Source organism: Rhizobium sp. B230/85 (genome assembly GCF_019355735.1).
Classification (GTDB): Bacteria; Pseudomonadota; Alphaproteobacteria; order Rhizobiales; family Rhizobiaceae; genus Rhizobium; species Rhizobium rhododendri.
Genome location: NZ_CP072156.1, coordinates 3,025,146 through 3,048,540 on the forward strand (window position 1 = coordinate 3,025,146; position 23,395 = coordinate 3,048,540).

A 23,395-nucleotide genomic window follows, 5' to 3' on the forward strand; every position below is an offset into this window, starting at 1 on the left:
CAACAACCCACAGGAACGAAAGGCACGCCGATCAAGCCTTCGTCCCAAACAACCGCAGCCGCATGATGCCGCCGTCCGGGTGCATCGCCAGCCTGACGTGGGTGACCGGGCCGATGTCGGCCAGTGCCTCGTTGCCGAACGGATGGATGTGATCCATCTGCAGCTTGGTGCGTGGCAGGAGCGGCTTCCACTGTTCGGAGGCGGCGATATCGGCCTCCGTCAGGCTATCGCCGAGGTCGGGCAGATAGGCGCCAAGAATCTCGCAGGTATCGGGGAAATTGCCCTTGTAGAATGCCGTATCGACGATGGCGCGATGGATTCTTCCGGCATGGCCGAGGCGAATGATTGCCCAGTCATGGCCAGGCCCGCGACGACGCTTGGTTTCCCAGCCATCGCCCATATTGCGACCGCGGCCCGGGCCGAGCAGCTTGTCCGGATGGCCGTAATGGGCGTCGGACCAGGCCAGTGCCTTGGCACCGTGGAAGACGTAGGCAAGATCGACTTCCTCGGAAGCGCCGACCTTCGACCAGTCGAAATAGGCTGTGCCGTAGACCCGCAGCCGGGCAATGCCGCCATCCGGATAGATGTGCAGCCGCAGATGCGTCCAGACTTTCTGCTTGTCGTCCGTTTCGAAGAAGTGGTGGGCGCTGGGGCCGAGCGGCGACTTTGCCAGCAGTTCCGTCCAGGCGGTCGTTGCATCCGGTTCGCCTGCCTCGACGAAGGCTGCCTCGATCGAGCAATGGGGCGGATAGTTGCCGGTGAAATAGCCGGTATCGACGTCGAAACCGAAGATCTTGCCCGGCATGGCAAGGCGGATTATCGCCCAGTCATGGCCGGCAACGCGCTTGCGGCGGCTTTCCCAGCCATCCATCCACTTGCCGTTGTCGTCATAAGCCGTCGCATCCCAGTGGGGCGGCTCGTCCTGGAGCATGCGGCTGAGCGGCGCGAAGAATTCGTCGGAGACATCGATACCCTTGGCACCGAGGCGGGCGGAGGCAAGGTTGATGGCACCCTCGGTGAAGGATGGCATGTCGGGCAGGTCGGTGTAGGTCATTCAAGTCTCCGGAAGCATGGTTTTAAGGCGCAGCAGGGCAATCTTCTCCACCTGCACGCAAGCGGTCGCGAACTCCGTGTCGCGGTCGTTGTTGATACGCATCTCGAACGCATCGAGTATGTCGTCCTTGGTCAGGCCTTTAACGGCGATGATGAAGGGAAAGCCGAATTTCGAAACGTAGGCCTTGTTCAGTTCGGAAAAGCGAGCGTGTTCATCAGGGCTCAGCCGGTCGAGCCCCGCTCCCGCCTGTTCCTGCCGGCTTTCCATCGTCAGCTTGCCGGCAATGGCCAGCTTGCCGGCGAGATCGGGATGGGCGCGCAGCACGGCCAGACGCTCGGCATGGGTAGCATCACGAAAAACCGACACCATGGCGCCGTGGATGCCAACCGCCGTCAGCGGCTCCTTGATGATGCCGGCATCGACGGCGCGCTCGGCGATATAGGGCGAATGCTCGAAGACGCCGCCGAAGCGCGTCACGAAGTCGTAGCGCATGATCATCTACAGCGTTCCCGGCTGGTGGTGCGCGTGCCAATGGCGGGCGATCTCGATACGCTGCGGGATCCAGACCTTCTCATGGCCGAGAACATATTCGATGAACCGCTTCAGGGCCGCTGCGCGCGCCGGACGGCCGACGAGGCGACAGTGCAGCCCGACCGAGAGCATTTTTGCGCTGCCGGCCTTGCCCTCCTGATAGAGCGTGTCGAAGGCATCCTTCAGATAGGCAAAGAACTGGTCGCCCGAGTTGAAGCCCTGCGGGGTCGCAAAGCGCATGTCGTTGGTATCGAGCGTGTAGGGGATGATGAGGAAGGGCTTCTGGTCGATGCCCTTTACCCAGTAGGGCAGATCGTCGGCATAGCTGTCGGAGGAATAGAGAAAACCGCCCTCCTCCATGACCAGCCGCAGCGTATTGTCGGACGGCTTGCCCTGGTACATCCCGTAGGGCCGCTCGCCCGTCAGTTCCGTATGCAACCGCACGGCTTCGACGATATGCTTGCGCTCGACCTCCTCCGGAAAATCCTTGTATTCGAGCCACCGGTAGCCGTGGCTGGCAATTTCCCAGCCCGCCTCCTTCATCGCTGCTACGGCCTCCGGGTTACGCGCCATGGCCATCGTTACGCCATAGACGGTCGCCTGCACGTTGAGATCGGTAAACATCCGCCAAAGCCGCCAGAATCCGGCCCTCGAGCCGTATTCGTAGATCGATTCCATGTTCAGATTGCGCTGGTTGGGCCAGGCTGCCGCACCGACGATTTCCGAGAGAAGATTTTCCGAGGCCGGATCGCCGTCGAGAATGGAGCTTTCGCCGCCTTCCTCGTAGTTGATGACGAACTGCACCGCGATACGCGCGTCACCCGGCCATTTCGGATCGGGCGTTGTCCGGCCATAGCCGATCAGATCGCGCGGATAGATATCGGATACCATCGAACCACCTCATGAAGTCAGGCAGACGGTAAGCATCGAAAGCGGAGTTGTCGAGACGGAAAGTGAGCGCCTGCAGCACGGCAGACGACGGTTCGTCAGGCGGATTTCCGCGCACTGACCTTGCCCATCGGATGCAGCGAGTGGACGCGGAACGGACCGTCGTTGCTCTCTTCCATCATCAGCGCGATATTGGAGACGACAATCGGTTCAGCCAGAACAGGCTCGAAGAGATCGCGCAGGACCCGTTCCATGCGCGGCATGTCTGCTGAATGCACTGGTCCCGTCAGCGCCATCCTGAAACGGAATTCATCCATCACGTCGGCGCATCCCCAACGATGGAGGTTGGCGAACTGCGTCGCCGACAGCAGGTCGGGATCGCAGCGATCGATTTCCGCCTCGGTCAGCGGTGCGCGGAAATGATCGAACTCCTGCGTCAGCGCCGAAGCGAGATAATTCAGCGCACTAAGCGGATAAGACGGCACGAGCCCAAAGGCATTGCCGAGCCGTGCGACTTCGAGGCGCGGGATTTGAAATGGCTCGAATGTCCCTGAATAGCGCATGAGGTCGCGCAGCAATGCGGCTTCAGCCGTCGGCTCTGCCAGTCGGAACGGTGCTTTGAGCGCTGCATGGAATCCATAGCGACGCGGCAGGGCGGTATGAAAGGCGACCTCGCGCAGGCCGAGACCGCCGATCTCCGGCTCCTCGACCCGTTCGCCCGTATAGACGTTCCGACCCAGCCAGCTCGCCGCAACCATCGTCAGCGGATCGCGCGGAGGTGGTGTAAATCCAATGATATAGCGCATGATCCCTCCTCCGGGCCGCGGCCACACGGATAGGTCCATGCGCAACGATGCAGATAAGCGATTTGCGTGACAGAATGACGAAGCGCCGCCGGCAAATTTCACGCAGTGCGCGAAGCCACGCGAATGTGATTCACCAGGGTGAAGCTTTCGGGCATTTCAGATGCGAAAGCCGGGGCACCGGAGATCTCGCCGATGGCAATGGCAGCAAGCCGGTGTGCCAGTCCGAAGGTGATCTTGAAGCCGCCGGTCAAAGCGATCAATGAAGGGTGATCCGGATGCGGCCCTACCATTGGATCGCGGTCAATGGCTTTCGGGCGTAACCCGGCCCATCGCTCCACGAGTTCCGCTTGTGCCAGCAGCGGCACCATGGCTCGCACCGATGCCAGCAGGGTATCGAGCAGCGCATCGGTCGACAGGGGATCGTCGAACTGGTTTTCGCTGGTGCTGCCCACCGCCACATGACCGCCCTCGTGCGGCACGATGTAAAGACCGTCGCGAAAGATAACAGGGAGATTGGGGTCGACATCCACCTTCATAAGCGCTGCCTGTCCCTTGACCGCCTGCCCCAGCGGCTTTTGCAGATCCGCCGTCAACTGTCCCAGCAATGGAAAGGCAGCATGTCCGGCCGACAGGATGCAATGTCCAAAGCGAATTTCGCCTGCCGTCGTATGCGCCAAGCCGCGGACAGGATCGAGGTTCTCGACTGCCACGCCCTCGAGGATGCGGACATGCCGCGCGCGTTGCAGGAAGGCCGACAGAACCGCGATCAGCCCACGCGGCGCGACCCGCGCGGCCAGCGTATCATGCACAAAGCCGCTTTCCCCCGATGCCGGATCGATCCAGCCTTCTCCGGGATCGTCGATGACATTCCAGTGGAATTGTCTGTCTCCCTCGCGCCAGTTGGCATCGGCATCGCGCGAGTGGCCTTCGGCGATCTTGCGCAGGTGTGGCTTCGGCAAGGGGATAAAACGGCCGGAGCGACGATAACCTGCCGAAAGGCCGGTTTCGAGCTCGAGTTCGGCGATATCGCCTTCGAGCGCCACGAGCGAGGCCAGCTGGAATTGCTTCTTGTTGTCCCAGCGATCCGGCATGTAGGGCATCAATGCGCCGAGCACGCCGCCGCTGGCGCCGGACCCCAGAAGGCCGCAATCGACAAGCAGCGTCTCGATGCCCTGGCGTTCCGCATGGACCGCAGCCCAGAGGCCCATGATGCCGCCGCCGACGATCAGCAGTGCGGTAGACGATTGACCGGCAGGCTTTGCCGGATTAACGGCTCTTGGCATGACAGATCCAGTTTCCGATGACGCGTCGCAGACGATGAGCCAGCCGCTCGAATGGCGCGACGGCGATATGCCTTATTCGTCTGCCTTTGGCGATCATTTTTATTGCCAGACCGATGGCCGCCTCGAATGCAGCCACGTCTTTCTCGACGGTAACAGCCTGCCGGCGCGCTGGCGCGACCGGTCAGAATTCCGCATCGGCGAACTAGGCTTCGGCACCGCCCTCAATTTTTGTGAGACGTGGCGCCAATGGAAGACGGAGCGTTCGGCTGGCGCGACCCTGCATTTCATCTCCTTTGAACTGTATCCGATGCAGGCACAGGAGATCGACCGGGCTTTGTCCCGCTGGCCGGAAATCGATGACGAACGAAGGGCGCTGGTGACCTGCTGGCCCGAGACGCCGGAAGGCATCGTCTCGCTGCAACTGGACGAACAGACGCGACTGAGTGTCGTTTGCGGCCCCGCGCTAGATGGAGTAGGTGCCGCGGAAACGGGTTTTGACGCGTGGTTCCTCGATGGCTTCGCGCCGTCCCGCAACGGCGACATGTGGTCGCCTGAACTGATGCAACTGGTCCACGACAAGACGTCGCAAGGCGGCACATTCGCCACCTACGCCGCCGCTGGTTTCGTGCGCCGCAATCTGCAGGCTGCTGGCTTCGCCGTCGAACGACGCAAGGGCTTTGCCGGAAAGCGCGAAATGCTCTGCGGTGTCAGGGGCCTATCAGACGCTTGATTGCTGATCGGAGCCTTTGGCGTTTCTCATCCACAGCCCGATCTTCGCTTCAAGCAGTTCCGGGCTTATTGGCTTCGACATGTAGTCGTCCATCCCCGAGGCAATGCACAGTTCACGGTCACTTTCGAGCGCATGGGCGGTGACGCCGATGATCGGCACGTGGCGTCCGGCACCGTCCCCCGCTTCGATATCGCGGATGGCACGGGTCGCCTGCAGCCCGTTCATGATCGGCATCGAGACATCCATCATGATCAGCGACGGAGTGCACCGGCGGTAGGCAGCGACCGCCTCCTCGCCGTTCCTGACAATCAGGAAATGAGCGCCGGCCGCTTGCAGGATTTGCGTGAAGACGATCTGGTTGACCTCGTTATCCTCTGCCACCAGGATATCGACACTCTCCGCTGGCCTATCCGTCGCAAAAACTGCAGCAGCCGAGACGGACTGCCCCGCGACGGCCTCCGGGGCCTCGGACACCAACGGGCGCGGCGCCTCGCCGGTCGAGCGACGCTGACGGGCCGTGCGCACGACCTCGATCACTGTGTTGCGGAGTACATTTGCGCGCGCCGGCTTCATCAGGTGGGCGTCGCCGCTCAGCGCTGCATATTCCCTGTCAGCACCGGCAACATCCATCGATGTCAGGAAAATCAGCGGTACCCCGTCGAAACGTCGATCCTGTCGCATCGTGCGCGCAATATCGGCTCCGGTCATGCCCGGCATATTGTAGTCGAGTATGACGGCATCGACCGCGACCCCGATGTCGGCGGCCTCCGACAGGATCGCGAGGCCCGTCCGACCATCGGCAACCGCGACGCTCCGGAATCCCCATTCGGCAAGCTGTTCGGTGAGAATCTGGCGATTGATGGCGTGATCGTCGATGACCAGAATCTGGGCACCCTTGACGTTGACCGGAACCTGCCCTTTGCCACGCGAGCCGGTTGCAGTCGGCAACGGCAGGTGGATCTTGAAGGTCGAGCCGCTGCCAAGGGCGCTTTCAACTTCCAGATAACCCCCGAACAGATCCACGAGCCCAGCGGTGATCGCAAGGCCGAGGCCGGTACCCTCGTGGCGGCGTGTCGACGACGAATCGACCTGCGAGAATTTGTCGAATATCGAGCCTAGCCGATCCTTCGAGATGCCGATGCCGGTGTCGGTCACACGGATGGTGACCATGGTGGCCCTGCCCGGCCCAGGGTCCGCATCGACATCGACAAGCACATGACCGTGCTCGGTGAACTTGACCGCATTTCCGACGATATTGGTGAGGATCTGACGGAAACGCCCGGCGTCGCCGATCACCATCGACGGCAGGCGCGGTGAGACGCGCACCAGTAGTTCGACATTCTTCTCGCCGGCCTGAGACGAAAGCAGCGTCGCGACATCTTCGACCGCTTCCGCCGGATCGAAGCTCGTCTGCCGCAACTGCATCTGCCCGGCATCGATCTTGGAGAAGTCGAGGATGTCGTTGATGATCGTCAGCAGCGCGTTGCCGGATTTGGAGATGATGTCGACGAACGTCGTCTGGCGCGCATCGAGCCCGGTCTTGCCCAGCAATTCCGCCATTCCCAGCACACCGTTCATCGGGGTCCGAATCTCATGGCTCATGTTGGCCAGAAACTCTGACTTTGCCCGGTCCGCGGCTTCGCTGCGGGCAAGCAGGCGCTGCAATTCCGTCTCGCGGTCTTTCATGTCCGTGACGTCGGTGAAAACCACCAGCCATCGGCCGGAAGGGCCCATGGATGCGTTCATGTGCAGCCACGTCTCGCCACGGATATTGAAGTTTGCCGAAATCGGCTGGTGACGACGGATCCTGTCGGCCCAGGCAGCGAGTGCCTCCTGCGGCGCGGATCCAAGGTCGCCCCGCGCGGCACAATGGCGGAAGATCTTCAGCCATCGCCTGCCGACGGACAGCGATGCCGCCTCGATCTGCAACATACCGGGCAACGCATCGTTAGAGAGCATGATGATGCCGTCCTCGACGATCATCAGCCCTTGCGACATGGCATGCGTCGCGTCGGTCATCAGTTCCCCCAGGCGCTCCAGCGCCTCGCGCCCTTCCGATAGCTCCCTCTCCTTGCGGCACAGCGATGAAACGTCGGCGTAGCAGAGCAAGGTCCGGTTGCCGGAAAGCTTGCGACCATCCACCAGCACCCGGCGGTCCACGCCAAAACTGATTTCGGACTGGAGACTGCCGTCCGGCCCGGAAATCGCCTCGATTCGCGCTTTATAGAGCGTTTCCCAGTCAGGGGCGTCCGGGCCGAAATAGCCGCGCGCATGGTTTCGGCGCATCACCTCGCGAAGCGACGTCGCCTCCCGGCGATCCTCCTCGGACATTCCCCATATCTCGTAGAAGGCATCGTTGGCATATTCGAGGTCGAAATTCTGATCGAAGATCAGCACGCCTGTCGGCAGCGAACCTATGATGTTTTCCAGATCCTGACTAAGCTGCTCGGCGCGCGCGCGCGTCTCCGTAAGCTGCCTCTCGCCCAGCTTCAGCGTCGATACGTCATCCATCGAGCCGACGACATAGTGATTGCCAGTGGAGGTGGAAACACCCTTCAGCCGCGTAACGACCGCATGCTGGCGCCCCGGGGCGTAGGCGACCTCGTCCTCGAATTCGAGATGCTGCTGGCTGCGCAACATGGCTTCGTTTTCCGCGAAGAAGGCCGTTCCCTCCTCGCCGAACATTTCCACTTCTGTCTTGCCGAGCGACGCCTCCGCTGTCAGGCCGGTCATCCGGAAATATGCCTCGTTGCCGTACAGGAGCCGGTGATCGGCACCGCGCACGAAGGCAGAGACGGGAAGATCGTGCAGGAGAGTGCGATAAAGCGTCGCCTCGTCGATCTTGTTGCGCAACAGCGCCTCACCTTCCTTGATCGCCGTCACGTCGATGCGCAGCGCGACGATGGATCCATCCGGCAGGCGCTTGTGGATGCAGCGCAGCCATTCCCCATCCGGCGTCCGCTCTACGAGATCGCTATGCTCGGCGCGAAGGATCGACAGTCGCTTTTCGATCCAGCCCTGCTTGTCCTCAGTGATCGAATCGGGGCTCTTCCCGGACCAGAAATCGAAGACGGACGAATAGACGTCGCGCGCGTTCATGCCGAGCGTCGGCCCGCCCACCAGGCGCCGATAGAGGTCGTTCCAGCGTCCGTTGCAGTAGGCAAGCTGCAGATCGGCAGTGTAGATGCCGACTCCCATGTCGAGGAGACCGAAGATATCCTCGACCACGCCCGAACGAAGCAGCGACGTGTCGGCGGCGGCGATTAACCCGGTTTCCAGAGCAACCGCAGGGTCTGCGAGCTGCATTATCGATGTCGCGACATCACCTGGCGAAACACGTTCCACCGAGCGGCTGGCACCGATCGGGGGCGGCGCCTCGGTAAAGATGCCGAAGATATAAGCCCGGTCTTCCGCCGGCATGAAGCTTTCGATCTGCACCTCGAACGCCGACAGGCGATCCCGAGCGAAGCAGATCGACGTTTCTTCCGTTCCGAAGACGATGGCGCGGCGCTCTTTATCCTCGCGGTCTGCATCTTCGACGCGATGGGAGAGCTCGTGACTGCGACAACCGATGAAATCCGAGATTTCGCGGCCGAAAAATGCCGCATAAGCCTCGTTTACCGCGACATATCGAAGATCGCTGTTTTTGACATAGGCAGGCCGGTCGGTCTCTGTGATCCGATGACAGGCAATATCCAGCAGTTCACCACGGCTCTTCAAGAAAGCCTCGCTCGTTCGACGCATACAGTCTGTCTTTTTACCAAGCAGTCCGCTAACAATGCGTTAACCATACGCGTTCTGGTCTTTTGGGCGTGGATCGATGGCATCGGGCTGCGACACAAAGCGCTGCTGCCGACAGCTGGTTTATCGAAGCTGACAGTTGACTTCAGCGACGAATAGGGCCATATGCCCCTCAGCTTTCACCTTCCCGGCCGCCGCGTGAGCGTGCCCTGCGAAAAAAGACGACCCGCAAGAGAAGGACAAAAGCGCTCGAAAAACGACTGCCGAATGGCGGCAGTCCCATGCGCTGGAAAGCTATTTTCCAACTTACAAGTTCCCACTTCACGCGGGGTTCTTGACGCCAGAGACCGACCGGACCGCAAGACGCGTTCCGGCGAACTCGTTTTTGGCGCCTCGAAAGGCAATTGAATTGACCACTTTTAGCGATCTTGGCTTGTCCGAACAGATTGTGACGTCTCTGACCCAACAGGGATATTCGACCCCTACCCCGATCCAGGCGGAAGCCATTCCGCTCGTTCTCCAGGGCCGCGACCTCGTCGGCCTCGCCCAGACAGGCACCGGCAAGACGGCCGCTTTCGGCCTGCCGATCATTGAAATGCTGATGAAGGACGGCAAGCGTCCTGAACACCGCAGCACCCGCACGCTGATCCTCGCGCCGACCCGCGAACTGGTGAACCAGATCGCTGCCAGCCTGAAGGAATACACCCGCAAGACGCAGCTGAAGATCGGCCTCGTCGTTGGCGGCGCTTCAATCAACAAGCAGCAGATGCAGATGGAACGCGGCGTCGACATTCTCGTCGCAACGCCTGGCCGCCTGCTCGACCTGATTGCCCGTCGCGCCCTGACGCTCGGCCATGTGTCCTACCTCGTCCTCGACGAAGCCGACCAGATGCTCGACCTCGGCTTCGTGCATGACCTGCGCAAGATTTCGAAGATGGTGCCTGCCAAGCGCCAGACGCTGCTGTTCTCGGCCACCATGCCGAAGGCCATCGCCGATCTCGCTGCCGACTTCCTGAGCAATCCGGCCCGTGTCGAAGTTTCGCCTCCCGGCAAGGCTGCGGACAAGGTCGAACAGTTTGTTCACTTCGTTTCCGGCCAGAACCATAAGACCGAGCTCCTCAAGGAATCGATGAACGCCAACCCGGACGGCCGCGCCATGGTCTTCCTGCGCACTAAGCACGGCGCCGAGAAGCTGATGAAGCATCTCGAGCACGTCGGCTTCGCGGCGGCCTCGATCCACGGCAACAAGAGCCAGGGCCAGCGCGAGCGTGCTTTGAAGTCCTTCAAGGACGGTGAAACCCGCGTTCTCGTCGCCACCGACGTCGCTGCCCGTGGCATCGACATCCCGGGTGTCAGCCACGTCTACAACTACGACCTGCCGGAAGTACCGGATGCCTACGTTCACCGCATCGGCCGTACGGCCCGTGCCGGTCGCGACGGCATCGCCATCGCCTTCTGCGCTCCGGACGAAATCCGTCTTCTGCGCGATATCGAACGCCTGATGTCCATCGACATTCAGGTTGCCAGCGGCGAAGCCCCGGCAGACCGTGCTCGTCCTGCCCGTGGTGGCGGTGGCGGCAATCGCTCGGGCGCCGGTGGCAACCGTGGTGGTGGCCAGGGCCAGGGTCGTGGCGCCGGATCTGGCGCTCCCCGCTCCGACGGCCGTCCAGCCCGTCGTCCGCGTCCAGACGGTGATTTCCGCAGCGAAACCCGCGGCGATCGCCCGGCAGCAGCGCGCGAAAACAACCGCAATGCCGATTTCCGTGGACAGCGCCCCGCGGAACGCGCCCCGCGTGAGATCGACAACGATCTGGCCTCGACATCGGACTTCCGCCCAGCCAAGGCGCCGCAGCGTGCTCGGCCAGCCGGCGACAACGGCGCACCACGCAGCCGTCCGCCGCATGGCCGCCCAGCTCACAAGGCTGGCGAAGCCCGCGGTCGTCCAGACGGCAACAACGGCCAGGCCCGCAAGCCAGCCGGCGGTCGCCCAGGCCCCCGTCGCGAACAGGCGTAAGCCAGACCATCTGACCTAACGAAGCGGCGGGAGCAATTCCGCCGCTTTTTCTTTGCCTGGCGCATCGACCTCCGGCTGCTGCCGGCAGGGCATCCTGCAGCAAAAATAGCCAGCTGCGCAAAGGATGTGCAGAGCAAACATGCCAGCCGGAACGCTTCGCATATTAGTTATTCTGTCTATGCCAGCTTTTTCAGCGCTTGCCGGGCTTTCCCATTGGTTCCGAAATTCTATCTCCAACTGCGCATGCTTCTTGCATTGCTTCCGCCATTGTATTCAAATGAGAAAAAACGGGGACCGCAGCTTTGGCATTTGACGAAATGATAACGGCCGGTGAAAGCCCGCGCGCGCCTTATCAAACCTATTCGGAATGGTTCAACAACCAAGATCGCGCCCATCTGATTGCCAAGTCCCGCGACGCCGAGAACATCTTTCGCAAAACAGGCATAACCTTCGCGGTCTACGGACACGAAGATTCATCGGAAAAGCTGATCCCCTTCGATATCATCCCGCGCATCATCTCCGGCCGTGAATGGCGAAAGCTCGCGCAGGGCATCGAACAGCGCGTCATCGCACTGAATGCCTTCCTCGACGACATCTACCACAAGCAGGAAATCATCCGCGCCGGTCGGGTGCCGCGTGAACTGATCGAGAAGAATATCGCCTTCATCCCCGAGATGATCGGCTTCCGGCCTCCGGGCGGCGTTTATACCCACATCGTCGGCACCGACATCGTGCGCACCGGCGAAGACCAGTTCTATGTGCTGGAAGACAATGCCCGCACGCCGTCGGGTGTCAGCTACATGCTGGAAAACCGCGAAACCATGATGCAGATGTTTCCGGAGCTGTTCCATCAGAACAAGGTGCGCCCGGTCGAGGACTATCCGAACCTCCTGCGCCAGAGCCTTGCGTCGCTGGCCCCTCCCGGCTGTTCGGGTAAGCCGCGCGTCGCGGTCCTGACCCCCGGCATCTACAATTCCGCCTATTACGAACACTCGTTTCTTGCCGACATGATGGGCGTCGAGCTGGTCGAGGGCTCCGACCTCCGCGTCATCGACGGCAAGGTGAAGATGCGTACCACACGCGGCTATGAGGCAATCGACGTTCTCTACCGCCGCGTCGATGACGAATACCTCGATCCCCTGACCTTCCGGGCGGACTCTGCGCTCGGCATTCCCGGCATCATGGATGTCTATCGTGCCGGCCACATCACCATCGCCAATGCACCCGGCACCGGCATCTCTGACGACAAGGCGATCTACTCCTACATGCCGGAGATCGTCGAATTCTATACCGGTCGCAAGCCTCTTCTGGAGAACGTGCCGACCTGGCGCTGCTCCGAACCCGACAGCCTCAAATACGTGCTCGAGCATCTGTCCGAACTGGTGGTCAAGGAAGTCCATGGATCCGGCGGCTACGGCATGCTGGTCGGCCCGACCTCCTCCAAGAAGGAATGCGCCGAGTTCGCCGAGAAGCTGAAAGCCAGGCCGAACAACTATATTGCCCAGCCGACACTGTCGTTGTCGACCGTGCCGATCATGGTCAACAAGGGCATCGCGCCACGCCACGTCGACCTCAGGCCCTATGTGCTGGTTTCCGACAAGGTGCAGATCATTCCCGGCGGACTGACCCGCGTGGCGCTGAAGGAAGGCTCGCTGGTCGTCAACTCCAGCCAGGGCGGCGGCACCAAGGATACCTGGGTACTGGAGGACTGATACGGACATGCTTGGAAGAACCGCCAATGGCCTCTACTGGATGTTCCGTTACATCGAGCGCGCCGAAAACATTGCCCGCCTCGTCGATGCCGGAATGCGCATGTCGCTGACCCGCATGGGTGCTGTCGAAGACGATTGGGACGGCGTGCTGCAAAGCGCCGGCGTCCGCGAAACGTATGACGCCGGCCACGCCAAGCTCACCGGCGCCGACGCCATCGACTACCTTTTGCGCGACCGCAACAATCCCTCGAGCGTCATGTCCTGCATCGATGCCGGCCGCAACAATGCCCGCATGGTGCGAACCGCGCTGACACGCGAGACCTGGGAAGCGACCAACGAGTGCTGGATCGACCTCAAGGCGCTGCTCGGCAAACGGCTGAAGGCGGCGGAAATGCCTGAAGTCATCGATGCGATAAAGCGTCGCGCCGGACTGATTCGTGGCGCATTCCACGGCTCCATGCTGCGCAACGAACTCTACAACTTCGCCCGCATCGGCACATTCATCGAGCGAGCGGACAATACGGCACGCATCCTCGACGTCAAATATTACGTCCTGCTGCCATCCGTCTCGGCGGTCGGTTCTTCACTCGATAATGTCCAGTGGGAATCGATCCTGCGCTCCGTTTCCGCCCACCGCTCCTACAGCTGGGTCTACGATGCCGAATACAAGCCGTCGAATATTGCCGACTTTCTGATCCTCAACAGCCAGATGCCGCGCTCGCTCGCCTATTGCTACGAGAAGATCGTCAGCAATCTCAGCTATCTCGCCCGCGAGGATGGCGAACGTCTCGCTGCCCATGACACCGGTGAGAGCATCCGCAAAATGCTGCAGACGCTGGAGATCAAGGATATCATGAACAACGGCCTGCACGAATTTCTCGAGAACTTCGTCTGGCGCAATAACCAGCTCGGCCAGGAAATATCCGACGGTTATCGTTTCAATCAATAAGCGGGTTTGATCATGAGACTGAAGATTAGTCACGTCACCGAATACCGCTACGACGAACCGTCGCAATTCTCGTTGCAGAGGCTACGGCTGACGCCGCTCACCGGCCCCGGTCAGACAGTGGTCGACTGGTCGCTGACCGTCGAAGGCGCCAAGACGGAGGTCGAATATGACGACCAGTTCGGCAATCGTACCAACCTGATGTCGCTCGATGGCGCGCAGGATCGCACCCGCATCGTCGCTATGGGCGAGATCGAGACGCACGAGCTGAATGGTGTGATCGGCCCACACTCCGGCTATTGCCCGCTCTGGCTGTTCCTACGCGACACGCCGCTCACCAAGGCCGGCAAATTGACCAAGGAACTGGTGCGTTCGGCGACCGGCGAGAGCGAGATCGGTCGCATGCACGCGCTGATGGGCACCATCAACCGGACTGTCGAGTATATCCAGGGCACCAGCGATACCGAGACGACAGCCGAGCAGGCGCTGGAGAGAAAGAGCGGCGTCTGTCAGGACCACGCCCACATCTTCATCGCTGCCGCCCACGCCATGCGCATCCCTGCCCGCTATGTCTCGGGCTACCTGATGATGGAAGGCATTACCGAGCAGACGGCGACCCATGCCTGGGCAGAAGCCTACATGCCGGGCCTTGGCTGGATCGGCTTCGACCCGGCAAACGACATCTGCCCGGACGAACGCTATGTCCGGATTGCGACAGGCCTCAGCTACCGCGACGCCGCTCCCGTCTCAGGGATGCGCATCGGCACGCCCGGGGAAAGCCTGACGGTGAAGGTAACGGTCGAAGCAGAACAAATGCAGAGCCAGTCGCAAAGCTGAATGCTGCACCACTTCCTTTAGCAATATCACCGCACCATAATTGTATACGCCTGCCAGAAAACCCCTTAAGTTGAATTTTACCGAATTTCTACTATGGGAAGTGTAAGCGATGTCTTTGGTATTTATTAGCCACGCAGCAGTCGATAAGCAGATAGCGAACCAGTTTCAACAGGACGTCAAGGCTGATTTTTTAGGCTTGTGCGACGTTTTCGTTTCCTCGAACCTGGATAGCATCCAAGCGGGTTTCGAATGGAATCAGGTTATTAAGGCTAAGCTGATTGAATGCTCCATCCTCATTGGTCTGCTTTCACCGATCGCTCTTACGCGCGGGTGGGTGTATGCGGAATTTGGAGCCGGATGGGTGCGCGGAATACCCACTGTTCCTGTTTGTCACTCTGGACTTGATAGAGGTCAACTACCTGAACCGATTTCAGCATTCCAGGCATTGAACCTCTCGGAGCCCGACCATCTCGCCCATCTTTACACTTTAGTCGCCAAGGCGGTCGGATGTAATGTTCCGCAGATCGATTTCGTGGGCCGCACGAGCTCATATCTTGAAACAACGGAAGGAATTCGCACTCGGAGATTGGTCACAGATTGGGCAAAGCAGCTCATAAACTGGAATCCTACAATGATGGAATCTCTCAAATTAAATGGCTCAGAAGAAGGAATCATGGTGCCAGCCAATCTTGATCAAGCTTTCCAAGATTTCGTCACGGAAGCGATGTCGCGCGGCTACTTAGTGATAAAGCGGGCGGGAGTTGCGATAGGAACGCGGGTTGGGCCCCAAGCGTCAGTGTTCGATGTCTCCAGAGGAGAAAAATTTGACGAATTGGTAGCCTCTCTCAATTAATGAAGCGTTCCGCCTCGCTGGAATGCTCCATGACACGGACCAACAATTCGTAACAAGCTGCTGGTCGTGGGGCATTTTGATAATGTCGCAGACAGGCTTCAGTCGACCCGCCGCTTGTTCTAATGTCGCCTCACAACACGAAGCGGAGTGGCATTCATGGCAGAGTTCCCGAACAAGGCGAAGGTCGTTATCATCGGTCTAGGGGGCATCGTCGGTGCCTCCATCGTCCACCACCTGATTGAGCGCGGTTGGGACGATATCGTCGGGATCGACAAATCGGGCGTGCCTACCGACATAGGCTCCACTGCCCATGCCTCGGACTTCTGCTACGCCACCAGCCATGATTTCCTCTCCTGCTGGACAACCCTCTATTCCATCGATTTCTACGAGAAGATGGGCCATTACGCCCGCGTCGGCGGCATCGAGGTCGCGCGTGTCGGCGACGACAGCCGCATGGACGAAATCAAGCGCAAGGTCGCCTCGGGCAAGGCCTTCGGTACCCGCGCCGAATTGATCGGCCCGGCCGAGATCAAGGCGAAATTCCCGCTGATCGAGGAAGACCTGGTCCAAGGCGGCCTTTGGGATCCGGATGCCGGCCTCGTCATTCCTCGCTCGCAGACGGTCGCCGGCAAGCTGGTCGACCAGGCCGAAGCCTCCGGCAAGCTCAAGGTGTTCGCCAATACCTCGGCGCGCTCGCTAGTGGTGGAGAATGGCCGGATCAAGGCCGTCGTCACCGACCGGGGCACCGTCGAGGCCGATTACGTCGTCGTCTGCGCCGGCATCTGGGGCCGCCTGATCGCCGAGATGGTCGGCGAGGACCTGCCGGTCATGCCGATCGACCATCCGCTGACCTTCTTCGGCCCCTACACCGAGTTCGCCGGCACCGGCAAGGAGATCGGCTGGCCGCTGATGCGCGACCAGGGCAACTCCGCCTACATGCGCGACACCGGCGACCCGAAGACAGCCGAAGGTGGCCAGATCGAGTGGGGGTATTACGAGGAAACCAATCCGCGCCTCTGTCATCCCCGTGAACTGCTCGAAAAGCACCAGACCCGCCAGTCCCCATCGCAGCGCGATCTCGACCTCGAGCAGGTGCTGGCGCCGCTGGAACGCGCCATGGAACTGACGCCGATCCTGGCCGAACTCGGCTACAACGAAAGCCATTCGTTCAACGGGCTGCTGCAGGTGACATCGGATGGTGGCCCGTCCATGGGCGAAAGCCAGAAAGTGCGCGGTCTCTGGTATGCCGTTGCCATCTGGGTCAAGGACGGCCCCGGCATGGGCAAGCTGATCGCCGACTGGATGACTGACGGACGCACCTCCATCGACCATCACGCCGTCGACTATTCGCGCTTCTATCCGCACCAGATGGAAGAGCAGATGATCTGGGATCGCTGCTCGGAAACCGCCACCAAGGTCTACAATCCCGCCGTCCACCCGCGCGAGCCCTTCTCCAAGGGCCGCAATGTCCGCCGTTCGCCGTTCTGGGAGCGCGAGAAGGAACTGGGCGGCTACTTCATGGAACTGGGCGGCTGGGAGCGCGCCCATGGCTATGCAGCCAACGAGCATCTGCTGGAAAAATACGCCGACCGCGTACCGGTACGCGAGAACGAGTGGGACAACCGCCATTTCTGGCGCGTCTCCAACGCCGAGCATCTGGCGATGAGCGAGGATTGCGGCATCGTCAACCTGTCGCATTTCGCCATGTTCGATATCGAAGGTCCGGATCACGTCGAACTGATGGAATGGCTCTGCGCTGCCAAGATCGGCGGCGACGGCAATATTGGCAAAGGCATCTACACCCACTTCCTCGACGAGGAGGGCATGGTTCGCGCCGACTTTACGGTGATCCGCATGGCTGATCGCTGCCGGATGATCGACGGCGCCGACGCTGGCCCGCGCGATTTCCACTACATGCGCCGCGTCGCAGAGGACAAAGGCTTCGATGTCACCATCACCGACGTCACCGAGAAATACATCACCATCGGCATCTGGGGACCGAATGCTCGAGAGACGCTGCAGAAGGTGGTCGAAGATCCTGCCGCGCTCGCCCCTGAAAACTTCCCATTTGCAGCCATCAAGCCGCTGAAGATCGGCGGCAAAAACGTTACGGCGTTCCGTATCTCCTACGTCGGCGAACAGGGCTGGGAGTTGCACATGGCCTATGACGACGGCCTTGCCGTCTGGGATGCCTTGCGCGCAACCGGCGTGATGGCCTTCGGCGTCGAGACCTATGCCAACTCCCGCCGCATGGAGAAAAGCCTGCGCTTGCAGAATGCCGATCTTCTGACGGAGTACAATCTTCTGGAAGCAGATCTGGCTCGTCCCAAGGTCAAGGAAGCGGATTTCGTCGGCAAGGCAAAGCATCTGGAATATCGCGCCAGAGACCATCAGCCAGCCATGCTCTGCACGCTCGTGATGACGGACAACATCGATGCCAAGGGCGTGGCGCGCTACCCCGTTGGCATCCTGCCGGTCATGGATCCCGAAACCGGCGAGACGCTGGTCGACGAACTCGGCCGACGCTCCTTCACCACCTCCATCTCCTACGGCCCGACGATCGGCAAGAATATCGCGCTTGCCTATCTGCCATGGTCCCATGCCGAGATGGGTCGCAAACTTATAGTCGAGTATTTTGGCGAGACCTACCCGGTCGAGGTGGTCGCCGTCGGCTACAAGCCGCTTTACGATCCCGACAACCTCAAGCCACGAAGCTGATGGGCAATCGGGCACTCCGCAACCGGAGTGCCCGCGCTGCTAACGCCTTCCGGCAAAGAGCTCTCGTTCTTCCACTTCGAAATGCTCCAGAAGGAGCTGGACATTGCGCCGGTTGGATTTGAAATAGACGTCGAAGAGATCGCCGATCAGCGGCACGCTCCCGGCGACCGTATCGAGCCCGATATTGCCCAGCATTTTCAGAAGCAGCTGGTTCGAAACGCCCAACCGTCTCGCCTCGTTGACGATAACGAGGCCGATCAGCGCACCGCCAGCGTCGCCGATGCCCGGGATAAGCCCCATCACCGAGTCGGCGCCGAAGCTTATGCCGGTGCCCGGTATGCGGATGGCGCTGTCCATCAGCCGGGCAATGCCGTGGGCGCGGCGCAATCGGCTGACCAACTCGTGGCGTTGCATCGCCTGGCCCGTGTCAGTTCTTGTCATGAATACCTCTGTCAGCCGCCAGCACGGCGGCAATTTGTGATAGCCTCACTGGGCGCCGGCGTTCGGCGCCGGCTCTTCCGTGGAGATTGCATCCGTCGTCCGCCCAGGCTTCTCGCCGGACCCGTCCGCATGCTCGACGGTGATCTTCACCGGACCGGGCTCCATTTTGCCGAAGGGAGACGCAAAGGCGATTTCAGCCGCGTCACGCCCGACGCCGATCCGCACCAAACCATCGAGATTGGCCTGGCGGGTGGCATCGAACAGCCACCATCGGCCACCCATGTAGGCTTCGAAAACAGCATGGAAATCGCGAGGCTCGAGCCCGTATGCGTAACAGGACACAAAGCGGGCCGGAATATTCAGAGCGCGGCAGAAGGCAATGCCGATATGCGCGAAATCGCGACACACGCCGGCCCGCAACAACAGGCTTTCGTCGGCCGTCGTCTGCTCGTTCGACGCACCCCGGCGGTAATCGATATTCTCATGGATCCAGTTGCAGATCGCCGTCACACGTCTGTGCCCACCAGGCATCGCTCCAAACTCTCGGTTGGCGAAGGCAGCCAGCCGGTCCGAGGGCACGAACCGCGACGGCAGCAGGAACGGCACGATATCGAGCGGCAGTTCGGACAGCGGCGTCTCGTCGATGGTCTCCGGGTCGGCGCGGAAGACATCGAGCGTCACCTCAGCCTCATATGAAAGGTGGAGCGGACCCGGCGACGCGTCGATGCTGAGATAGCGATTGTTGATATCTGGAACCACATGGGTCCGGCGCTTCAGATCAGGGGTGATGATCAAACGTTCGGTGAGCTGCTGATGACGCATCAGTCTCGCAACTTCCAGATTGAAGATGAACGTCGTCGGCTCGAGAACCTCGTACGACAAATCGCAGCCGAGCCTGTATCGTACGGTCATTTCCAATCCCTGACAGCGTGTGTTGTGCAACGCTCCCAAACAGTTCACCCGCCATTTTGTTCCAGCCGATATCAGCGCATGACCTGCAATTATCAGGGCTCAGCGAGTGGCCTCCTTATATTAGACACTTATCGGCGGATTGAAGGAAAGCGATTTAAAACAACGCCCTATGGAACAAAATTCATCTTCAGGAATTTCTTATCCGCACTGGCCGACACGTCGTCGGCCTACATAATCCTAGGGAGTCCTTTATGAAATTCCGTTCGCTCGTTGCCGGTCTGACGCTCACACTCATCGGTGGTGCAGCCTTTGCTCAGACGTCGGCAGCTACCGGGGCAGATGCCACGATGGCAGGCCCAGGCATCACCATGGGCAAGATGGCTAGCGGCCCCCTGAAGTACGTCAACATTCAGGACACCGACATCGTCACTTCGAAGCTGATCGGCGTCGACATCTACAACAAGCAGAATGACAAGATCGGCGAAGTCTCCGACATCGTCATCGGCGGCGGCAAGTCCGTCATCGGCATCGTCGCCAGCGTCGGCGGCTTCCTCGGCCTCGGCGAAAGCTATGTCGTGCTCGACCCATCGTCTGTCGCCCTCGCCGACGATAACGGCACCTGGAAGGCCTATGTCGACACCTCCAAGGAAGACCTGACGAAGGCTCCGAAGCTCGACTACTCCAAGTTCAAGAAATAATCGCCGACAACCGAATTGGGCCAGCCATTGTGCTGGCCCTTTTCGCGTCTCCCGACCCACCTGAAACGCAGCGGAAAGATTAATCCCATGACCTACAAGACATTGATCCTCGCCACCGTCGCCGCTGCCTTTCTGGTGACACCGGCGCTCGCCCAGACCAAGGAAGATCCTGCAGTGACCGCATGCAAGGCCACCGGCCTGATCGCTCTGCAGGCAAAATCGCCCGACATCACCGACATCGTTTTTGACATGGAGAGCCTGGCCGTCAGCGCCGCGGATACCAAGGTCGAGGATGTTTCGGTGAAAACGGTGCTGCTCGGCGAGGCCTATCTCTCGCGCAAGGGCGTGACCGGTAAATCCGACCGCTTCGTCTGCCTTCTCGGCGACAAGGGCAAGGTCCTGCTGACGTTCTTCACCGCGCAGTAAGGTATCAGGCCAGCCGGACCAACGGCTCGGCAGCGATTTTGAACGTCTGAATGGCATCGACTGCAAAACTGTAAGCGGTGCCATTTTCTGTTGCGCCGCAATATCGAGTCTGGCTATAAGAGCTTATTCGACTGGACCCGGTGAAAATCCGGGTGGCTATTCCGGCCGCCGATCCGCCGGACCACGCAAATATGTGCATGCCAGGATACGACCGCATTTTCAGCGGCGATCGCCATGCTTTGCGAGAATTCATCCCATGATCCTATCGTCCTTCAGCCGGGACTGGTCTGCCCGTCCCACGCGTGAAATGCTGGCCGGTGCAGTTGCCACCTTTGCCCTCATTCCGGAAGTCATCGCCTTTTCCTTCGCGGCCGGCGTCGATCCGCAGGTCGGCCTGTTTGCCTCCTTCGTCATCGGCATCGTCATTGCCTTTACCGGCGGCCGCCCCGCGATGATCTCGGCTGCGGCCGGCTCCGTCGCCCTCGTGGCGGCTCCGCTGGTCCACAGCCACGGCCTTCCCTACCTTCTCGCCGCCGGACTGCTCGCCGGCGTAATCCAGATCCTCTTCGGCCTTCTCCGCCTCGGCGTGCTCATGCGCTTCGTCTCGAAGTCTGTTCGGACGGGCTTCGTCAACGCCCTTGCGATCCTGATATTCTCGGCCCAGATGCCGCAAGTCATCGGCGCCGGATGGGCAACCTATGCGGTGCTTGCCGCAGGCCTTGCGCTCATTTACCTGCTGCCCCTGATAACAACGGCTATCCCCTCGCCGCTGATCTGCATCGTCGTTTTGACAGTCGCGTCGGTGATGCTGCACCTGCCGGTGAAGACCGTCGCCGATCTCGGACGGTTGCCCGACAGCCTACCGATCTTTGCCTGGCCCTCCGTACCGTTGACGTTCGAGACCCTCGGCATCATCGCCGGCCCGGCGCTTGCAATTGCCATGGTCGGGCTGCTGGAATCGATGATGACCGCCAGCGTTGTCGACGACCTCACCAATACGCCGAGTTCGAAGAACCGTGAAGCCACCGGTCTCGGCCTGGCCAACGCGGCTGCCAGCCTGTTTGGCGGCATCGCCGGCTGCGGCATGATCGGCCAGACGGTGAGCAATATCAAATATGGCGGTCGCGGCCGCCTCTCGACGCTGTTTGCCGGTGCGTTCCTGCTCATACTGATGGTGCTCCTGAAACCATGGGTATCGCAGGTACCGGTTGCCGCGCTGGTGGCGATCATGGTCATGGTCTCGATCGACACATTCGACTGGTCCTCGCTCAGGGCCATCGTCATCCATCCGAAAATGTCGAGTACAGTGATGCTGGCAACCGTGGCCGTGACTGTCGCCACGTCGAACCTGGCGATGGGCGTCGCGGTCGGCGTGCTCCTTAGCGGCGTGTTCTTCGCCTTCAAGGTGGCGCGACTGATGGACGTGACGCTGGAACCGGCGGCGGTTGACGGTCAATCCACCTTCCGAGTGACCGGACAGGTGTTCTTCGCCTCGGCCGATCTGTTCGTCGATGCCTTCGACGTCGCGGAGTTTGCCGGCAAGTCGGTCGTCATCGACGTGTCGCGCGCACATTTCTGGGACATTACCGCAGTCGCAGCGCTGGACCGGGTAGTTGCCCGCTTCAGGGCGCAAGGCGCGAACGTGGATGTCCGCGGCATGAACAAGGCCAGTTCGACGCTGGTCGAAACGCTCGACCGGCCATCAACCGACAACGCCTCCTGAGGAGCACATCAACAAAAAAGGGCCCGCTGGCAGTTACCAGCGGGCCCTTTGAAATAAGTCCTAAGCTCAGGCGGCCTGCGTCCGGCGCGGCAGCTTCCAGTTCGGACGGATGAAATGGCACGTATAGCCATTCGGGATCCGCTCCAGATAATCCTGGTGCTCAGGCTCGGCCTCCCAGAAATCGCCGACCGGCGAGACTTCGGTGACGACCTTGCCGGGCCATAGCTTGGACGCATCGACATCGGCGATGGTGTCTTCGGCGATCCGCTTCTGCTCGTCGTTGACATAGAATATCGCAGACCGGTAGCCTGGGCCGACATCGTTCCCCTGCCGGTTCGGCGTCGACGGATCGTGGATCTGGAAGAAGAACTCCAGGAGATCGCGGTAGCTGATTTTCGAAGGATCGAAGTTGATCTCGATGGCCTCGGCATGGTTTCCGTGATTGCGGTAGGTCGCATTGCGCACCTCGCCGCCGGAATAGCCGACGCGCGTCGAGACGACGCCGGGCATCTTGCGGATCAGATCCTGCATGCCCCAGAAGCAGCCACCGGCAAGAACAGCACGTTCGGTCATTGGACTTCCTCCGTCTGGTTGATATAGGCGCCGTAGCCTTCAGCCTCCATCTGGTCACGATGGATGAAGCGCAGCGACGCGGAATTGATGCAATAGCGAAGACCGCCGCGATCTTGCGGCCCATCGGGAAAGACGTGGCCCAGATGGCTGTCGCCATGCTTGGAGCGCACCTCGATGCGGACCATGCCATGCGACGAGTCGTGCACCTCGCTCACATAGGCAGGCTCGATCGGCTTGGTAAAGCTCGGCCAGCCGCAATGGGAATCGAACTTGTCGGACGAGGCAAACAGCGGCTCCCCGGAAACGATATCCACATAGATCCCCGGTTCCTTGTTGTTCAGCAAAGGGCCACTGCCCGGACGTTCCGTTCCGCTTTGCTGCGTCACCCGGTATTGCTCCGGCGTCAGCTTGGCCACGGCTTCTGCCGTTTTCCTGTATTCCGTCATTGTAACCTCCAACGGTTTCTTCTGACCAGAGATGGCGATGCAAAGCCGATTTTTCAATCGCCG

General features: G+C 60.6%; 20 protein-coding genes and 1 other annotated feature. Of the genes, 10 read left to right on the forward strand and 10 right to left on the reverse strand.

Translation table 11 applies throughout. The features are described from left to right. Window positions 1-31: 31 nt before the first annotated feature. From alc to J5289_RS14615, 5 genes are all read right to left on the reverse strand, one after another. Window positions 32-1,054: an allantoicase gene (gene alc / locus J5289_RS14595; protein ID WP_209184391.1), complete on the reverse strand. Its 1,023-nt coding sequence runs from the start codon at window positions 1,052-1,054 to the stop codon at window positions 32-34. After that, window positions 1,055-1,552, reverse strand: a complete 498-nt coding sequence (uraD, locus tag J5289_RS14600) for a 2-oxo-4-hydroxy-4-carboxy-5-ureidoimidazoline decarboxylase (protein ID WP_209184392.1) — start codon at window positions 1,550-1,552, stop codon at window positions 1,055-1,057. It abuts the gene before it with no gap. Continuing rightward, entirely contained in the window at window positions 1,553-2,476 is a 924-nt protein-coding gene (gene puuE / locus J5289_RS14605; RefSeq protein ID WP_209184393.1) for an allantoinase PuuE, read from the reverse strand. Between the two features lie 95 nt (window positions 2,477-2,571). Continuing rightward, window positions 2,572-3,279: a DUF1045 domain-containing protein gene (locus J5289_RS14610; protein WP_209184394.1), complete on the reverse strand. Its 708-nt coding sequence runs from the start codon at window positions 3,277-3,279 to the stop codon at window positions 2,572-2,574. Window positions 3,280-3,377: 98 nt separating this feature from the next. Continuing rightward, a complete protein-coding gene (locus tag J5289_RS14615; RefSeq protein ID WP_209184395.1) occupies window positions 3,378-4,562 on the reverse strand; it encodes an FAD-binding oxidoreductase in 1,185 nt (394 codons plus the stop codon). Between J5289_RS14615 and mnmD the strand changes: the two genes are divergently transcribed. Further along, window positions 4,561-5,292, forward strand: coding sequence for a tRNA (5-methylaminomethyl-2-thiouridine)(34)-methyltransferase MnmD (gene mnmD / locus J5289_RS14620; protein WP_209184396.1), 732 nt, complete (start codon window positions 4,561-4,563; stop codon window positions 5,290-5,292). The genes J5289_RS14615 and mnmD overlap by 2 nt on opposite strands. On the opposite strand, the gene J5289_RS14625 is transcribed toward mnmD, so the two are convergent. Then, a complete protein-coding gene (locus J5289_RS14625; RefSeq protein ID WP_209184397.1) occupies window positions 5,281-9,012 on the reverse strand; it encodes a response regulator in 3,732 nt (1,243 codons plus the stop codon). The genes mnmD and J5289_RS14625 overlap by 12 nt on opposite strands. Window positions 9,013-9,466: 454 nt before the next feature. On the opposite strand from J5289_RS14625, the gene J5289_RS14630 reads away from it, so the two are divergent. The 6 genes from J5289_RS14630 (at window position 9,467) to J5289_RS14655 (ending at window position 18,113) form a co-directional block, all read left to right on the forward strand. Further along, the gene (locus tag J5289_RS14630; RefSeq protein ID WP_247750643.1) at window positions 9,467-11,047 is read left to right on the forward strand and encodes a DEAD/DEAH box helicase; all 1,581 of its coding nucleotides are present in this window, start codon (window positions 9,467-9,469) and stop codon (window positions 11,045-11,047) included. A 302-nt stretch (window positions 11,048-11,349) separates the two neighbouring features. Next, a complete protein-coding gene (locus tag J5289_RS14635; RefSeq protein WP_142823435.1) occupies window positions 11,350-12,759 on the forward strand; it encodes a circularly permuted type 2 ATP-grasp protein in 1,410 nt (469 codons plus the stop codon). A 7-nt stretch (window positions 12,760-12,766) separates the two neighbouring features. Further along, on the forward strand, window positions 12,767-13,708 hold the full coding sequence (locus tag J5289_RS14640) for an alpha-E domain-containing protein (protein ID WP_209184399.1): 942 nt from the start codon (window positions 12,767-12,769) through the stop codon (window positions 13,706-13,708). A gap of 12 nt (window positions 13,709-13,720) precedes the next feature. Then, window positions 13,721-14,542, forward strand: a complete 822-nt coding sequence (locus tag J5289_RS14645; RefSeq protein ID WP_209184400.1) for a transglutaminase family protein — start codon at window positions 13,721-13,723, stop codon at window positions 14,540-14,542. 109 nt (window positions 14,543-14,651) lie between these two features. Then, on the forward strand, window positions 14,652-15,395 hold the full coding sequence (locus tag J5289_RS14650) for a TIR domain-containing protein (RefSeq protein ID WP_209184401.1): 744 nt from the start codon (window positions 14,652-14,654) through the stop codon (window positions 15,393-15,395). A 156-nt stretch (window positions 15,396-15,551) separates the two neighbouring features. Beyond that, on the forward strand, window positions 15,552-18,113 hold the full coding sequence (locus J5289_RS14655) for an FAD-dependent oxidoreductase (RefSeq protein WP_209206494.1): 2,562 nt from the start codon (window positions 15,552-15,554) through the stop codon (window positions 18,111-18,113). Window positions 18,114-18,152: 39 nt separating this feature from the next. On the opposite strand, the gene J5289_RS14660 is transcribed toward J5289_RS14655, so the two are convergent. Further along, the gene (locus tag J5289_RS14660) at window positions 18,153-18,554 is read right to left on the reverse strand and encodes a DUF4112 domain-containing protein (RefSeq protein WP_224127772.1); all 402 of its coding nucleotides are present in this window, start codon (window positions 18,552-18,554) and stop codon (window positions 18,153-18,155) included. A 45-nt stretch (window positions 18,555-18,599) separates the two neighbouring features. Further along, window positions 18,600-19,466 carry a transglutaminase family protein gene (locus tag J5289_RS14665; protein WP_209184403.1) on the reverse strand — a complete coding sequence of 289 codons (867 nt, stop codon included), beginning with the start codon at window positions 19,464-19,466 and terminating at the stop codon, window positions 18,600-18,602. A gap of 251 nt (window positions 19,467-19,717) precedes the next feature. Here J5289_RS14665 and J5289_RS14670 point away from each other — a divergent pair, with 251 nt between their 5' ends. The 3 genes from J5289_RS14670 (at window position 19,718) to J5289_RS14680 (ending at window position 22,313) form a co-directional block, all read left to right on the forward strand. After that, entirely contained in the window at window positions 19,718-20,164 is a 447-nt protein-coding gene (locus J5289_RS14670; protein WP_142823440.1) for a PRC-barrel domain-containing protein, read from the forward strand. An 87-nt stretch (window positions 20,165-20,251) separates the two neighbouring features. Further along, the gene (locus tag J5289_RS14675) at window positions 20,252-20,590 is read left to right on the forward strand and encodes a hypothetical protein (RefSeq protein ID WP_209184404.1); all 339 of its coding nucleotides are present in this window, start codon (window positions 20,252-20,254) and stop codon (window positions 20,588-20,590) included. A gap of 130 nt (window positions 20,591-20,720) precedes the next feature. Beyond that, window positions 20,721-20,776 (forward strand) — a sequence feature (sul1 is cis-regulatory element that is thought to sense ions involved in sulfur or methionine metabolism; They are found in Alphaproteobacteria). 70 nt (window positions 20,777-20,846) lie between these two features. Further along, the gene (locus J5289_RS14680; protein WP_209184405.1) at window positions 20,847-22,313 is read left to right on the forward strand and encodes a SulP family inorganic anion transporter; all 1,467 of its coding nucleotides are present in this window, start codon (window positions 20,847-20,849) and stop codon (window positions 22,311-22,313) included. Window positions 22,314-22,379: 66 nt separating this feature from the next. Here the strand turns inward: J5289_RS14680 and msrA are convergent, their stop codons facing one another. Beyond that, window positions 22,380-22,886: a peptide-methionine (S)-S-oxide reductase MsrA gene (gene msrA / locus J5289_RS14685; RefSeq protein WP_209184406.1), complete on the reverse strand. Its 507-nt coding sequence runs from the start codon at window positions 22,884-22,886 to the stop codon at window positions 22,380-22,382. Continuing rightward, window positions 22,883-23,332: a peptide-methionine (R)-S-oxide reductase MsrB gene (gene msrB, locus J5289_RS14690; RefSeq protein WP_209184407.1), complete on the reverse strand. Its 450-nt coding sequence runs from the start codon at window positions 23,330-23,332 to the stop codon at window positions 22,883-22,885. Before msrB ends, msrA begins: the two co-directional genes overlap by 4 nt. Window positions 23,333-23,395: the final 63 nt, after the last annotated feature.

What these genes read in the sequence shown, in the direction of transcription:
- alc (WP_209184391.1), bottom strand. Translation starts at nt 1,054, where the DNA reads ATGACCTACACCGACCTGCCCGACATGCCATCCTTCACCGAGGGTGCC.
- msrB (WP_209184407.1), bottom strand. Translation starts at nt 23,332, where the DNA reads ATGACGGAATACAGGAAAACGGCAGAAGCCGTGGCCAAGCTGACGCCG.
- J5289_RS14610 (WP_209184394.1), bottom strand. Translation starts at nt 3,279, where the DNA reads ATGCGCTATATCATTGGATTTACACCACCTCCGCGCGATCCGCTGACG.
- puuE (WP_209184393.1), bottom strand. Translation starts at nt 2,476, where the DNA reads ATGGTATCCGATATCTATCCGCGCGATCTGATCGGCTATGGCCGGACA.
- J5289_RS14640 (WP_209184399.1), top strand. Translation starts at nt 12,767, where the DNA reads ATGCTTGGAAGAACCGCCAATGGCCTCTACTGGATGTTCCGTTACATC.
- J5289_RS14670 (WP_142823440.1), top strand. Translation starts at nt 19,718, where the DNA reads ATGAAATTCCGTTCGCTCGTTGCCGGTCTGACGCTCACACTCATCGGT.
- uraD (WP_209184392.1), bottom strand. Translation starts at nt 1,552, where the DNA reads ATGATCATGCGCTACGACTTCGTGACGCGCTTCGGCGGCGTCTTCGAG.
- J5289_RS14650 (WP_209184401.1), top strand. Translation starts at nt 14,652, where the DNA reads ATGTCTTTGGTATTTATTAGCCACGCAGCAGTCGATAAGCAGATAGCG.
- J5289_RS14660 (WP_224127772.1), bottom strand. Translation starts at nt 18,554, where the DNA reads ATGACAAGAACTGACACGGGCCAGGCGATGCAACGCCACGAGTTGGTC.
- J5289_RS14680 (WP_209184405.1), top strand. Translation starts at nt 20,847, where the DNA reads ATGATCCTATCGTCCTTCAGCCGGGACTGGTCTGCCCGTCCCACGCGT.
- J5289_RS14615 (WP_209184395.1), bottom strand. Translation starts at nt 4,562, where the DNA reads ATGCCAAGAGCCGTTAATCCGGCAAAGCCTGCCGGTCAATCGTCTACC.
- J5289_RS14655 (WP_209206494.1), top strand. Translation starts at nt 15,552, where the DNA reads ATGGCAGAGTTCCCGAACAAGGCGAAGGTCGTTATCATCGGTCTAGGG.
- J5289_RS14665 (WP_209184403.1), bottom strand. Translation starts at nt 19,466, where the DNA reads ATGACCGTACGATACAGGCTCGGCTGCGATTTGTCGTACGAGGTTCTC.
- mnmD (WP_209184396.1), top strand. Translation starts at nt 4,561, where the DNA reads ATGACAGATCCAGTTTCCGATGACGCGTCGCAGACGATGAGCCAGCCG.
- J5289_RS14645 (WP_209184400.1), top strand. Translation starts at nt 13,721, where the DNA reads ATGAGACTGAAGATTAGTCACGTCACCGAATACCGCTACGACGAACCG.
- msrA (WP_209184406.1), bottom strand. Translation starts at nt 22,886, where the DNA reads ATGACCGAACGTGCTGTTCTTGCCGGTGGCTGCTTCTGGGGCATGCAG.
- J5289_RS14675 (WP_209184404.1), top strand. Translation starts at nt 20,252, where the DNA reads ATGACCTACAAGACATTGATCCTCGCCACCGTCGCCGCTGCCTTTCTG.